Below are 14,695 nucleotides of genomic sequence, written 5' to 3' on the forward strand. Positions count from 1 at the left end.
AAGGCTTTGGAGAACACCCCAAAGCCTTTTGATTAAGATTGAAATCCTAGAAGGTCAATCACCTAGCCTTCTATCAACAAAATTCGCGTTTCGTACGGTCGTAATATTTGATGATGAGAGGCCACCGCGCAGGCTGAATTTTGATAATTAGAAAGCAAGTTCTTGGCTGTGTTCATTTCAAAATATTCCGGCAAAACACACTCGACCTCTTCGCCATAATAGTTGTTGATACACAGCAGCGTTTGGCGCTCATTTTGACGAACATAAGCAAAAATACGTTGGTGCTCTGGTAGCAAGTCTTCATAACTGCCGTCTGTGATCACTGGTACTTGTTTACGTAGCTCAATCAAACGCTTGTAGAAATAGAAGACGGAATTCAAATCCGCAATCGCGTGTTCTGCGTTAATGTCTGGATAATTACTTGCCACTTCAAGCCATGGTGTCCCTTGAGTAAAACCCGCATGTTTTTGGCTATTCCACTGCATTGGCGTACGCGAATTATCACGTGATTTCTGCGCCAGAATCGCCATCATGTCGTGGTGTGACACGCCACCACGATGCACCATGAGATCGTACATATTGATGCTTTCTACATCGTGATACTGATTGATCTGACTATAGCCTGGATTGGTCATACCAATCTCTTCACCTTGATAAATGTACGGCGTACCTTGCATCATGTGCACTGACGCGGCGAGCATCTTGGCCGATTCCACTCGGTATTGTTTATCGTCGCCCAAACGGCTAACAACACGGGGTTGGTCGTGGTTACACCAAAATAGCGCCCCCCAACCTTGTCCATTCAAACCCGTTTGCCAATGGTTGAAAATTTGTTTTAACTGAATGAAGTCAAACGGTGCTTTGGTCCATTTTTCACCATTGGGATAATCGACCTTCAGATGGTGGAAGTTGAACACCATCGACAGCTCTTTACCGTCTAATGAAGAGTATTGCTGGCAGTGCTCTAGCGTGGTTGACGACATCTCACCGACGGTCACGCTACCGTATTTCTGGAATACCGCGGCACTGATTTCTTGTAGAAACTCATGCACACGTGGCCCATCAGTGTAAAAACGGCGGCCATCACCAATATCATCACTCGGGAAATCTTGCTGTTTAGAAATTAGGTTAATGACGTCGAGGCGGAAACCATCCACGCCTTTCTCTGCCCAAAAACGGATCACCTTTTTGACTTCTTCACGCACTACTGGATTTTCCCAGTTCAAATCCGCCTGCTCTTTAGCGAAAAGGTGTAAGTAATATTGCCCAGTGGCTTCATCCAGCTCCCACGCATTACCACCAAACTTCGATTGCCAATTGTTTGGCTCTGCGCCATCTACCGGATCTTTCCAGATGTAGTAATCACGGTATGGGCTGTTTTTATCACCCAATGCCGATTGAAACCACTGATGCTCAGTCGACGTATGGTTGACGACGATGTCCATGATGATACGAATGCCCAGCAGGTGCGCCTCTGCCAGCAAGTTCTCAAAATCTTGCATCGTGCCGAACTCTGGGTTGATCGCGTAGTAATCGGAAATGTCATACCCGTTGTCGATCATTGGCGACTGATACACCGGCGTCAGCCAAATCGCATCGACACCGAGGTGCTTGAGATAATCCAGTTTAGAAATGATCCCTCTAATATCGCCCGTGCCTTTACTTCCACTGTCACAAAAGCTTTTTGGGTAAATTTGGTAGATGGTTGCGGTTTTCCACCAGCTCTCATCATGCTTGGTCATTGCCATTTCTAACACTCACTTACCAGTCATCGGAAACTTAAAAAATTTGAAAATAGAAAAACAAGAAGAGGCAACGACACCGCTACCTCTGATTGAATTACGCGCTTGCAGTCTCAAGCTCTCCTTTGATTTTGGCTCGCTTATAGAGAACCAAAGTCAATGCCGCAGGAACCACCGTCGCCACTAACATCGCCACCGCAAACACACCCCAGAACTGTGGTTGAATCGATAAAATACCTGGTAAGCCACCCACACCAATACCGTTAGCCATTACGCCAGCACTGCCACAAATGGCGGCAGCACACGCACTACCGATCATCGCGCTTAACATGGGGAATTTATACTTTAGGTTAATACCGTACATCGCAGGCTCAGTAACACCTAAGTACGCTGAGATGGCCGCTGGAACAGAGATATCACGTTCGCCATGTTTTTTGCTGATAATAATGATGCCAACCACTGCAGACGCTTGAGCGATGTTTGAAAGTGCAATCAGAGGCCAAATTGGTGTGCCGCCTAACTCTTGCATCAACTGCAGGTCTACTGCGTTGGTAGTGTGATGAATACCGGTAATCACCAGTGGCGCATACAGAAAGCCAAAAATGGTCGAGCCAATCATTGCAAAGTCACCCGTCATGGCGGCTTTCGCTGCGAATGCCACGCCATCGCCTAACAGACGGCCAAATGGACCAATGATAGAGTGCGCAAGAATCACAGAAATGATGATAGAAACAAACGGCACCACCACTAAGTACAGGTAAGAGGGAATGATGCGTTTTAGATTCGTTTCAATAAACGCCAATGCGATCCCCGCCAACATTGCAGGAATCACTTGCGCTTGATAACCGACTTTTTCGATGACGAACAACCCAAAGTCCCACACTTCTGGGGCTTGTTTACCGATCAGGTAGGCGTTCATCAATTGAGGAGAAACCAGCGTCACACCCAGCGTGATACCAAGAATGGGTGTCCCGCCGAGCTTTTTCACGGTAGACCAGCACACACCAACAGGTAGGAAGAAGAAAATCGCTTCACCAATCAACCACAGGAATGAGTGGACCGTTGCCCAGAATTGGCTGATTTCTGTCAAGGTTTGGCCATCAAACATCTTGATGTCGCCAATGACATTACGGAAACCAAGAATGAGACCGCCGGTAATGATTGCCGGCAATAAAGGAACAAAGATTTCAGCAAGGTGTGAGATACCGCGTTCAATAATGTTCATATTTTGGCGAGCGGAATTTTTTGCTTCGTCTTTGCTCGCTTCACTTTTACCGCTTAGCTCGATCAGTACTTTGTAAACCTCATCGACTTCAGTACCAATCACCACTTGGAACTGGCCTGCGTTGGTAAAACAGCCCTTCACCATCGGTAGTGCTTCTAGCTGTTTCGTGTCTGCTTTGTCCGTATCATTGAGAACAAAACGCAAGCGAGTTAAACAATGGCTTACACTGGCAATATTGTCCGGTCCCCCGACCAGCTCAATAAGACGCTCCACGTCTTTACGCGCAATCTTACTCATAACTTTGTCCACCCTGTATTGGATACATTCGATTCATCATTTTATTTTTTATAAATGGGAACATTCCCATTTCTTGATTTTAATATTGCCACCCAAAGACAAAAAACAAAATGGGAACAATCCCATTAATTGAGAGTGATCACAGTATAATTTTAAAGCAGAATTTCTTAGGAAGGATGCTCAGCAGACTGGCTGTTGAGTAAAGTGAACGACTGAGTCGTCGCCACTTAATTGATTAATCAGCATCTCAGCAGCTTTTTCACCAGCATAGGCATAGCCGGGGTCAACGCTGAATATTTTAGGAAAAAGGAAAGAAAGCAGCTCATTTCCACCTACGCCTGTTACCACTACATCTTCTCGATCTAGCTCTTGTAGACGCTTTATCACACCCAGCGCAATGGTATCACTTGCGCAAACAATCGCTTGCGTATCGGTTTGCAGCACTTGATCGACGAGCTGGTACGCACTCTCATGGTTGAGTTTCCCTGTCTGGAAACAAGGGACAATGTGTTTGCGCTCACACCACGCTCTATAGGCATTCAAACGAGCTAAGCCTGTCGTTCGATCTTCTGGGTCAACGCCAATGTAGGCAACACGAGAAAGTGACCGCTGGGTTATGTACGCCAGTGCCTTTTCAATCACGCCTTGGTTATCGTAATTGATAGACGACACTTCATCGGTATCCATCGCGATAACAACAATACGGCTCCCCCACTCCGCCAACGCTCGCTCATCACACCCTGTAAAACCAAATACGATGATACCATCCACATTGCGACGCTTAAGCACCTCCAAATGTTCGTTGGTCTTATCACGGTCAAACTGACTCTCCATAATCACCACATCATAACCTGCCGAGTACAACCGATTAAGCATGGTACTGACAGCGCGGTTTTCGGACGGAGAGTCGAGACGGGAGATAATCACCCCAATGACTTTTTGACTGCCTCCACGCATCGACTGCGCAGATTTCGACGGCACGTAACCAGACTCACGAATGATTTGCTCAACTTTCTTACGCGTTTGTGGTTTCACTTTTGGGTCGTTGGTTAACACTCGGCTTACCGTCGACTTGCCGACACCAGCCAGTTTCGCGATATCAAGAATGGTGAGTTTTTTGCTCATAAATGACTAAATCAGGATAGGTGAATAGTTAGGTGTTTGAACTTTAACAGCAATAGAATAAAAGGGAAGCAAACGCCTCCCTTAAACACACCACTTTTTGGGGATTACTTCTGTAGATATCCAGGTACGTCAGCCACGCTATCAAGCACCACCGTCGCCAGCGCTTCACCTTGTGAAGTGATCGGTTTGCCAGTGCGAACCAAAATCTTAGTGCCGACACCCGCCGCTTCAGCCGCCATCATATCTTCCGCTTTATCACCAATCATGACCGATTTCGCCATATCGATGTTCAAAAAATCGCGAGCAGAAATGAACATGCCTGGCTTTGGCTTGCGGCAATCACAATCTTGCTTGTAATCGCCGATACCTTGTTCAGGATGGTGCGGGCAGTAATAGATACCATCAAATTCCACACCGTGCTCGACAAAATTCCAATCCATCCATTGGGTCAGTGACAAGAAACGATCCTCACTGAATTTACCGCGCGCGATGCCAGATTGGTTGGTCACAAGCACCAGTAGATAGCCTTGTTGTTTCAGCGCTTTCGTCGCTTCAAACACACCTTCAATGTACTCAAAATCATGTTCGTCATGAACGTAGCCGTGATCAACGTTAATCACGCCATCACGATCGATAAAAACAGCAGGTTTTGCCAAAACGTCTTTCTCTATTAATTCGGTTTCGTCAGATTATACATCCCTTATCACCCTCAACACTACCTCATTGGCAGGCAGCGCTGTTAAAACCGTTGATTTGTTGAACAAGAGTCGGTCACTCTACAGCGACCCTTCTCTCCCTTCCACTCACAGCTTACACCGCGTTATTTATGAAATAAAACATCCATACCTTTAGACGTCTAGACGTAAAAATATCTATTGACTTCATTCTACTTAACCCATAGCATCAACTGAGAATTGAGCTAGAGCTCAACATTAAGTTCTGTCAAAGGCCGTTTTTGACAGCGAAGTTCCCCCGTATCTTTGGGCAGGTTGAAACATGATAGAAATTAAAAACGTCAATAAAGTGTTCTACCAAGGCAGTAAGGAAATTCTTGCCCTGAAAGACATTAACCTACACATCGCCAAGGGCACCATCTTCGGTGTGATCGGTTCATCTGGTGCTGGTAAAAGCACCCTGATCCGCTGTGTAAACATGCTTGAAGCGCCGAGCTCTGGCGCGATCATCGTCGATAATGTTGATCTCACAACACTGAGCAAAAAACAGTTGGTCGAAACCCGCCGCAACATTGGTATGATTTTCCAGCACTTTAACCTACTGTCGTCTCGCACTGTTTTCGATAATGTCGCCTTGCCTTTAGAGCTGGCCGGTAAAAGCAAATCGCAAATCCAAACTAAAGTCACGGAGCTGCTCAAGCTGGTTGGTTTGCAAGACAAACATGAAAGCTATCCCGCGAACCTCAGCGGCGGTCAAAAGCAACGTGTAGCGATTGCTCGCGCATTGGCATCCGATCCTAGCGTGCTGCTTTGTGACGAAGCCACCAGCGCGTTAGACCCGGCAACCACTCAGTCCATTCTTGAATTACTAAAAGAGATCAATCGCAAGTTAAACATCACTATTTTGCTTATCACCCATGAGATGGAAGTGGTGAAAAGTATCTGTCACGAAGTGGCGATCATTGGTGGCGGTGAACTGGTTGAAAAAGGTACCGTCGGCAATATTTTCGCACACCCTAAAACCGAACTGGCGCACCAATTTATTCGCTCAACGTTAGATCTTTCTATCCCAGAGGATTACCAAGCTCGGCTACAACCAACCCGTGTTGAAGGCAGCTACCCTCTGGTGCGTTTGGAGTTTACAGGCACCACAGTAGATGCACCTCTGATGTCGCAGATTTCTCGTAAATACAACATTGATGTGAGCATTTTAAGTTCTGACCTTGATTATGCTGGTGGCGTAAAATTCGGCATGATGGTCGCTGAACTGTTTGGTAATGAAAAAGATGATAACGCAGCTCTTGATTTCCTGCGTGAGCACAACGTGAAAGTAGAGGTACTTGGTTATGTCCTTTGATACGATTTCTGAATGGCTGAGTTTAAACAGCAAGCTACTTTTGGGGGCTACATGGGAAACCCTATACATGGTTGCGGTCGCTGGCCTGGTCGGTTTCGCGGTAGGCATCCCTTTGGGTGTCATTCTGCACATTACTAAAAAAGGCGGCTTATTAGAAAACACCCGTCTTAATAGTATGTTAGGCGCCATTGTTAACGTTGGACGCTCGGTGCCTTTTCTAGTGTTAATGGTTGCGATTATTCCAGTGACAAAAATGTTAGTTGGCACTTTTATTGGCACAACGGCAGCAATCGTACCGCTTACCATTGGTGCAATCCCATTCGTCGCGCGTCTGATTGAAGGTGCTCTGTTAGAAGTTCCTACTGGGCTGGTTGAAGCCGCACAATCTATGGGGGCCGCGCCAACACAAATCATCACAAAAGTGCTGCTACCGGAAGCCATGCCGACGATTATTAACTCAGTCACCATCACACTCGTCACGCTAGTAAGCTACTCTGCCATGGCTGGCACCGTGGGCGGCGGCGGCTTAGGTGATGTCGCTATACGTTACGGTTTCCACCGCTACGATGCGACGATCATGGCCGTTACAGTCGTGATGTTGATTGTTCTCGTGCAAATTATTCAGTCTCTCGGTGACGCAGTGGTGCGTCGTGTAGACCACAGATAAACATTGAAAATATAAATTATAAGGAGATAAAAATGAAATTTAGCCTCAAAAGCCTTTTGACTGTTGTAACTGCCGCTTCTGCACTGACTCTGGTGGGTTGTGGCGAAACAGAAACAGACCTAAACAAGGTCAAAGTGGGCGTTATTGCTGGCTCTGAAGCACAAGTTGCTGAAGTGGCAGCGAAAGTGGCCAAAGAAAAGTACAATTTGGATGTGGAGTTGGTGACTTTTACGGACTACGTGACACCAAACGCAGCGTTAGACGATGGTTCTGTTGATGCTAACGCATTCCAACACAAACCATACCTAGACCAACAAGTGAAAGATCGTGGTTACAAACTGGCTATCGCAGGTAACTCTTTCGTTTACCCCATCGCTGGTTACTCAAAACAAGTAAAATCGGTTGAAGACATCCAAGACGGCGCACGCATCGCCGTCCCTAACGATCCGACTAATCTAGGTCGTTCACTGCTACTTCTTGAGCAACAAGGTTTGATTGAGCTACGCGACGGGGTTGGTCTGCAAGCCACCGTTCGTGACATCGTAGGTAACCCTAAGAACGTCGAAATCATTGAGCTAGAAGCGCCTCAACTGCCACGCTCTTTGGATGACGTAACGCTTTCTATCATCAACACCACTTACGCAAGCTCTATTGACCTATCTCCAGAGCGTGATGGGGTGTTCGTCGAAGATAAAGAGTCACCATACGTGAACTTAATCGTGGCGCGTGAAGAAAACGTCAATGCTCAAAACGTACAAAACTTCGTCAAGGCGTACCAAACTGAAGAAGTGTACGAAGCAGCGAAAGAGCTATTCAAAGGCGGCGTAGTGAAAGGTTGGTAATTCACCATCACTAACTTGAACACAAAAGGGCTGATGTTTGCACATCAGCCCTTTTGTTATTTGCTGCTTCAAGCCTACTACCGAGCTTCAAAGCCAGTGGCAACCATACATAGCGTCCAACAGCTACTTGATATGATCCCAAGAGATATTGGATACAATTCGGCAGTCATCACATTTAAAATAGAAGATGTCGTGTAATGGCTCGTCCAGTAACCACTCTCCGCCACATTTTGGACACGGTCGTGCTTTTTCGCTGTCGAGAGACTGACCGCCTACGCGATACTGGTAATAATACGTTGGAACCTGAGTGATGTATTCAATACGGCCACGTAAGTCCCAACCACGTCGAAACAACACGCTGTCCACATCGCAAATCTCATGTAAGGTCGCATGCTCTGCGCGGCAGCCACCCGCCATCTGAATTTCATCACACGCTTGCCACTCGGTCTGCCATTTGATCACGGCTTTATGGTCGCCATTTAACGTGGGAGTATTGCGGTAAAGAGGAATCGGCAACAAGGTGTCGCCGCTGCGCAGTGGTGAACAAGTGTGCACATAGGTCGTGTAAAGCACTTGCCAACTTGGGGCCTCTGACTCTGCGGCCTCTTCTGAGTTTAAATCTCGTCCAAGCATACGCATTTTCGGCGCGAGTAATGAGGCTTGCGATAAGCGATTCATGCATACTTTGACAAAGTCGGAATGGTAACGTGGGTGTAAACTGTCTTGCTCAGGACAAACCACACGGACCAAAAACTCACCATCGCCCATCACGATTGGAAACTCTCGTCCTAACACTTGGCCGTTATAGCGCAGTGCATCCATCAAACCATTTATGGCTTTATCTACCGCACTGACTGTGGTGTTATCAAAACACTCAAACTGCAACTCTATAACGTACATACTTATACTGTGGCCTCTAGCTTAAGTAGAAACTCGCTTAGGTTGTCAGCGAGCACATCACGCTGAGAAGTCCCTAAACGCTCAAGAATCACATTTCCCGTTAGATTACAGATAGAAATCACATCCAACTCAGCGTCTGTTGTCGCAATGAACACCGTGGGCTTAAGCTTAAGACGGCGTTGAGTGACCAAGTGACCCAAGATGTTCTCTTGCAGTCGCGTGAAATCATCATCACTCCACACTTGCAGCAATGTCAGCGTATTACCTTGCCAAGTTGCCTCCATATCTGCGCTGTATTGAAATCCATAAAAGGCTTTAATGTCTTCTTGCAGTGATAACTCAATCGCATTCTCTACATTAGTGAAATCCGCGGTTGCTTCACGCGGTACTGCTTTCCACAATACTGCCCCACCGCGTTTCTCTTCAACACATGGAGAAACAAGATCGGCGAGCTCTTCACTGCGTGGCAACTCATTGTGTTTCGTTTGCCAAGCTTGTTGATAGCGCAAGCTGAAGTCTTGTAACGCCTGAGTAACGGTTTGGGTCATGAAGGTCTCCTCATTCCTTATTTAGCAGATAGCCGTGTTTGCCAGATAGCAATTGACCAGCGGATTCAGTAAAATTCTCGCTATTCTAATCGAAAACGACCACAAAGTATGAGTAAATATTCAGACGCTAAAGAGCTTGCTGACCTAACCCTAGGCAAAAAGACCGAGTACGCAAACCAATACGACGCGAACTTGCTGCAACCCGTACCTCGCAGCCTAAACCGCGATGATCTCGAGTTAGGCAATAGTCTGCCGTTCATGGGCCATGATCTTTGGACGCTGTATGAACTGTCTTGGTTAAACAGCAAAGGCTTGCCACAAGTGGCCGTTGGCGAGGTATGCATCCCAGCAACCAGCGCAAACCTGATTGAGTCGAAATCATTCAAACTCTACTTAAATAGCTACAATCAAACACGATTTTCGAGCTGGAAAGAGGTCGCAGAACGTTTGACGCAAGATCTGTCAGAGTGCGCAGGTGAGCCAGTATTGGTGCACGTCAACCCTGTCACACATTACACCAACCAACCTATCGTCACCATGAAAGGCGAATGTATTGATGATCAGGACATTGAAATGACCAGTTACGATTTTGATGCTGATCTGCTTGAAGGCGCGGCAGGTCACGAACAAGTTGAAGAAGTTCTACATAGCCACCTACTGAAATCAAACTGCTTGATCACCAACCAGCCTGACTGGGGCAGCGTAGAGATCCGTTACCAAGGCGCGAAAATTGATCGTGAAAAGCTGCTGCGTTACTTGGTGTCATTCCGTGAACATAACGAGTTCCACGAACAATGCGTAGAGCGTATTTTTACCGATCTAATGAAGTACTGCCAACCAAGTAAACTGACCGTATTGGCACGATATACCCGCCGTGGTGGCTTGGATATCAACCCATACCGCTCTACGGACCAAGACAAGCCAGCTCATAACCACCGCATGGCTCGTCAATAATCATCTTAATGACAGAAATAAGTTCGGCAATCTAAAGGATTGCCGAACGTTTTTATTGCCAGCCATGTTATTATCAATGCCACTAAATCTACTCCCATGCTATTTCGTCAACGTCCAGAAACTGTAGAAATGAAAAGCTTGAGTACTCAGCAAGCATTTCGCGACGCAGTGATGGGTAATGAATGAGTAGGATGGAAAAAACAGTTCGAGGGAACGAAAGGATGCTTTGGGACCGTTCGCGTCTATTTATGATTGGCTTTCTCTGCTTGCTATGTGCACTGCCACTTCACGCGACTATTTTATCGTCGGCTTTGCTTAATGAAGCCCAGAAACTGGCTGAGATCGAACCGTTGCGAGCCAAACAAGCCGCGGCCAACTACTTATCGCAACGTGAACTCACCGAACACAAAGAAAGTGGCAACCCTTCATCGATGTCTCGTGAAGAGACCGATCGCAACATCCGTACACCTGGCAGCACTATCGAAGCCCATAAAATCATCGCCCAAGCTGACTATGCCATGGGCAATGTTCGCTCCGCTGTTGAACATCTCGATGAAGCACAACGCCTTGCGCAAGAATACCAGCTGCCTTACATGGACTTGGATGTGCAATTGATTCGCAACCAAATGATTTGGATGGTCGATAAAAATTACCCTGCGGCAGAAGCAACCCTAAAGCAAATCGAACAACAATTAGATAAGGCGAGTGCCGTTTTACAACGTACTGACAGCGTGCACTATCGATTAACCATGCAACGAGCCCTCCTTGCTTCCCACCGTGGCGATACTATCAATGCGGAGCGTTTGTATGCTCAAGCAAAAGTCATGCTGGAGGACAGCCGTTCGGCTCTCACTCTGATCGACTATTATACGGCGGTCGGAGCGTTCTACCTCAACAGTAAAAAATACAACCTTGCCCTATCGGAGTTGCTATATGGTTATTGGCAATCAATCGAAAGTGATAGCGGAGCAAGGTTAGCAAAGGTCAACCGTCTGCTGGCAAGGCTGTTCCAAGAACGCCGTGTTTACGATAAAGCGGTCGAACACTTATCTCAAGCTGCCGATTTCTACGACTCCTACCCTAGCTCGCCAATCCTTGCAGATGTGCTAGAACAGATGGGTGATATTTACTTTTATCAAGACAAATTCAACCTCGCCTTAGTACACTACTTTAACGTGCTCGATCACGAGAGTACCAGCAAGAACATTAACCAAATCATTAAAATTCGTCTAAGCTTGGCAGCTACATATTTAGAACTCTACAACTACGCCCTCGCCGAGCAATACTTGGAACACTCAAAAGAGTTGTTGAAATACTCCAACATTCCCAAACTCGAAGCTAGAGCAGCGCTGCTTCAATCAGGCTTGGCGTATCATCAAAACGACAGTAAACAAGTGATTGAAAACGCGAAAAAAGCCCTGTCTTTTGCAGAGAAGTCGCCTGAAAACAATAATTTCATTAAACAACAATCCTATCGTTTACTGGGGCTTGGTTACGAGCAAGCCGGTGAGTATCAACTTTCTCTCCAAGCCTATAAGCAATACACCAACTCAGTGCTGTTGGAACAAAAACAACTCAACCAAATCAGTGAAGATGCCTTCCGTCAACAAAAAGAGTTCGCCGAGCAAACCATTCACTATATCGGACAATCGGAGCGTCTTGAACAAGTCGAAATAGAGCACCGTAAGTTTCAGAAAATCTCATTTGCCCTCTTTATTACGGTGTTAGTGATGTTCTTATTCATCATGCGCCGTAGCGTGACCATGCAGCGTCAAGCCAGTGAAATAGACAAGCTGCGTAATGACCTGTTTACGCATTCACGCTCTCGTTTACGTAATTTACGCATGTTGAACGTCAAACTGTCTCGATCATTAAAAAAATCAAGCGATACATTCGAACAGTGGCAAATGGGCGAGTTGATTCACGAACCGCTCAATGACCGTCTACGTTTTGTGATGATCGATTTACCATTCCTACGTAGTATGTATGTCCAAAACGGCTACAAAGCCGGCCTTGAGCTAGAACAGGCTTTTGGTGAATACCTTGCGTCAAAAGTTGATAAACCGTCTCGCTTGTACCATTTCTCTGATGCCAATCTGCTCTATATCGTACCGAATGCCGATCGTGATGCCTCAGCCGAAGAGATGTTCAATAAATTCCAAACCTGGATCGATGAATTTGCCGACCAGCATAACGTGAATCGAATTATTCGCATGGGCATCAGTGACTATCCATTCCTACCACGCGCCTACACCGCCATCAATGATGAAGAGCTGCTTGACCTACTGCTTCTTGCTACACACATTGCTCGCGAGGTCAGCTTAAAAGACAAACAAAGTCACTGGGTGTTCCTGAAGGCCATCGATAATGCACCTGCAGCCAGCTTTGCAACTGGTAATATAAGAACAGCCTGTCAACACGCGATTAACCAAGGCCTGATCAAGATCCACTCCTCATATAAGAATGAGGACGACATCAAGAAAATATTAAAAAATGCATAATTAAACGCCGGTTAGGCGTAATAACTAATGACGCTATAAGGTTTTTTGTTATTATCAGATAATTATTAGTCGTACATAGGTTTAACCGTAGCCACTTCATGGGAATTCTGGAATCCGATATTCAGTCGCAACTTCACCAGTTGAGGTGTCAACTTGACCAACTCAGGCTGACACATCGTGATACTTCACTCAAATTCAAACGTGAACAACAAATTCTCAAACGCGTTGTGGCATCACTGTCTTCTGCTTACCAAGGTTCAAACGCTCAAGTTTCCGAGTACCTGTTTGAAATTCAACAAGAACTACAACATCAAAAAGATGTCAGCACTCTTATTCCGCGCTTAGCCGTACTGGAACGAATGCTCCAACAACAGTCTAAAACGGCGGAAAAACAGAACAGTCACCTCGACAAACAAATCAAACACAGCGGTGAAACGCTTCAACGCATCACGGGCTTACCTGCGCAATTAAACCGTGAATTGCGAAACCTAATGAGTGTCTCGCAAGCCCAAACAAGTAAGAAAGTCGACCAAGCCACCAAGCTGCTAAGCATTTACGAACGGGCGCTGAAAATCATCACATCTCACTCGCACTTACACTTAAGTGATCTTGAGAATCCCTCCGATAAGTCTCAGCTTGAGTGCCTTGCTAGTGAATTACAACACACGATTACCGAACTCGACTTTGAGGGAGGATCTGGCGATAAATTGCTCGACATTCGCGCCAAATTGCTTTTAGGCGTTACTGCCGAGTCCCTCATAGAACTGACGCTTTCAACGCTCAAACTGGTTGTTGATGCAACGACGTTCGAACGCAAAGCCTCGAGCCAATTTCTCGACCAACTTAATTCTTCACTTGCAAGTAACTTAAAAACCGTCCATCAGAACGTTGACCAGCACCATACCTACTTTGAGCACCGCCAAGAGCTGAATGCTGAAATGAATGCTCTGATTAAATCAAGTCAACAATCTCTCGATCAAGCGCAAGACTTAGCGGCTCTTAAACAAGAGATGGCACCACTGTTTGCGAACATGACCTCTGTCGCCGAGCGCCTAAAGATGGCGGAAGAGCGCGAACAAGCCCTGCAAGAACGTTTGCACTACAGCAAGAGCCAACTCGAAGCGGTGTTTGAAACCACACAAGATTATCATCGTCGCTTGGATGACCAAGCCCAGCGAATGCTGCGAGACCCACTCACTAAAGTGTATAACCGCACAGCATTTAATGACCGTCTTGAGTTAGAGTACCGCCGCTGGATCCGCTCGCAGAAAAACCTTCGAGTGGTTCTGTTTGACGTCGATAACTTTAAGGCCGTCAACGACAGTTATGGCTATACCGCTGGCGACAAGGCGTTAAAAATCATTGCCCGGACAATTAATAAGCGCGTCTCGGAAACGGAAACCGTTGCACGCTTTGGTGGTGAAGAGTTTATGCTACTTTTGCCAGAGCACTCCGAAGAGTACACGCTGGATCTCATCAAACACATTCAGCGTGATGTCAGCCAGCTGCCGTTCAGGTTCCGCGAACAAAACCTCACCATCACACTGACTGCCGTTTCAACGTCTTTTAAAGACGCTGATGCACCTGAACGTGTGTTAGAACGCCTCAGAAAAATGCTCAGTGATGCCAAAAAACGCGGTACAACTCAGCTCAACTGGAACTAAACCTCGGTCAAAAAAACAGCAGTCGAACCTATTTAAACTCAACTTCCCTGTATAATCGCCGATTTTCAACGAGTTATCACACTTACCCTCTTTCAGTCTGCTAAGCTGTAACAATCCAAGTCACTTCAAGATGATGTATCTATTGGTATCGCATCTTGAGGTTGCTTGGGAGTCATTATTTTAAACCAAATCGATCAAC

12 protein-coding genes are annotated in these 14,695 nt (G+C 46.3%); 6 read left to right on the forward strand and 6 right to left on the reverse strand.

The window, feature by feature from the left end; all coding sequences use genetic code 11:
• Positions 1-62: 62 nt before the first annotated feature.
• The 4 genes from treC to gmhB form a co-directional block, all read right to left on the reverse strand.
• Positions 63-1,748 carry an alpha,alpha-phosphotrehalase gene (gene treC / locus AC3D28_RS07695; RefSeq protein WP_488534428.1) on the reverse strand — a complete coding sequence of 562 codons (1,686 nt, stop codon included), beginning with the start codon at positions 1,746-1,748 and terminating at the stop codon, positions 63-65.
• A 91-nt stretch (positions 1,749-1,839) separates the two neighbouring features.
• Entirely contained in the window at positions 1,840-3,264 is a 1,425-nt protein-coding gene (treB, locus tag AC3D28_RS07700) for a PTS trehalose transporter subunit IIBC (protein WP_488534429.1), read from the reverse strand.
• A 180-nt stretch (positions 3,265-3,444) separates the two neighbouring features.
• A complete protein-coding gene (gene treR, locus AC3D28_RS07705) occupies positions 3,445-4,389 on the reverse strand; it encodes a trehalose operon repressor TreR (protein WP_098414951.1) in 945 nt (314 codons plus the stop codon).
• Between the two features lie 104 nt (positions 4,390-4,493).
• A complete protein-coding gene (gene gmhB / locus AC3D28_RS07710) occupies positions 4,494-5,045 on the reverse strand; it encodes a D-glycero-beta-D-manno-heptose 1,7-bisphosphate 7-phosphatase (protein WP_488534430.1) in 552 nt (183 codons plus the stop codon).
• Between the two features lie 340 nt (positions 5,046-5,385).
• Between gmhB and metN the strand changes: the two genes are divergently transcribed.
• From metN to AC3D28_RS07725, 3 genes are read left to right on the forward strand one after another with little or no spacing between them, the layout of a single operon-like run.
• Entirely contained in the window at positions 5,386-6,420 is a 1,035-nt protein-coding gene (gene metN, locus AC3D28_RS07715) for a methionine ABC transporter ATP-binding protein MetN (RefSeq protein ID WP_488534431.1), read from the forward strand.
• The gene (locus AC3D28_RS07720; RefSeq protein ID WP_488534432.1) at positions 6,410-7,087 is read left to right on the forward strand and encodes a methionine ABC transporter permease; all 678 of its coding nucleotides are present in this window, start codon (positions 6,410-6,412) and stop codon (positions 7,085-7,087) included. The genes metN and AC3D28_RS07720 overlap by 11 nt, the downstream gene beginning before the upstream one ends.
• Positions 7,088-7,119: 32 nt before the next feature.
• Positions 7,120-7,929 (forward strand): MetQ/NlpA family lipoprotein, encoded by an 810-nt coding sequence (locus AC3D28_RS07725; RefSeq protein WP_098414947.1) that lies wholly within the window; start codon positions 7,120-7,122, stop codon positions 7,927-7,929.
• Positions 7,930-8,052: 123 nt separating this feature from the next.
• Here the strand turns inward: AC3D28_RS07725 and AC3D28_RS07730 are convergent, their stop codons facing one another.
• Complete coding sequence (locus AC3D28_RS07730; protein WP_098414946.1) at positions 8,053-8,829, reverse strand: Zn-ribbon-containing protein; 777 nt, start codon at positions 8,827-8,829, stop codon at positions 8,053-8,055.
• A gap of 2 nt (positions 8,830-8,831) precedes the next feature.
• On the reverse strand, positions 8,832-9,377 hold the full coding sequence (gene syd, locus AC3D28_RS07735; RefSeq protein WP_488534433.1) for a SecY-interacting protein: 546 nt from the start codon (positions 9,375-9,377) through the stop codon (positions 8,832-8,834).
• Between the two features lie 108 nt (positions 9,378-9,485).
• Here syd and queF point away from each other — a divergent pair, with 108 nt between their 5' ends.
• The 3 genes from queF (at position 9,486) to AC3D28_RS07750 (ending at position 14,496) form a co-directional block, all read left to right on the forward strand.
• On the forward strand, positions 9,486-10,331 hold the full coding sequence (gene queF, locus AC3D28_RS07740; protein ID WP_488534434.1) for an NADPH-dependent 7-cyano-7-deazaguanine reductase QueF: 846 nt from the start codon (positions 9,486-9,488) through the stop codon (positions 10,329-10,331).
• Positions 10,332-10,552: 221 nt separating this feature from the next.
• A complete protein-coding gene (locus tag AC3D28_RS07745) occupies positions 10,553-12,832 on the forward strand; it encodes a tetratricopeptide repeat protein (RefSeq protein WP_488536073.1) in 2,280 nt (759 codons plus the stop codon).
• A 98-nt stretch (positions 12,833-12,930) separates the two neighbouring features.
• Positions 12,931-14,496 (forward strand): GGDEF domain-containing protein, encoded by a 1,566-nt coding sequence (locus AC3D28_RS07750; RefSeq protein ID WP_488534435.1) that lies wholly within the window; start codon positions 12,931-12,933, stop codon positions 14,494-14,496.
• Positions 14,497-14,695: the final 199 nt, after the last annotated feature.

Source organism: Vibrio sp. TAP-3B, assembly GCF_057784735.1.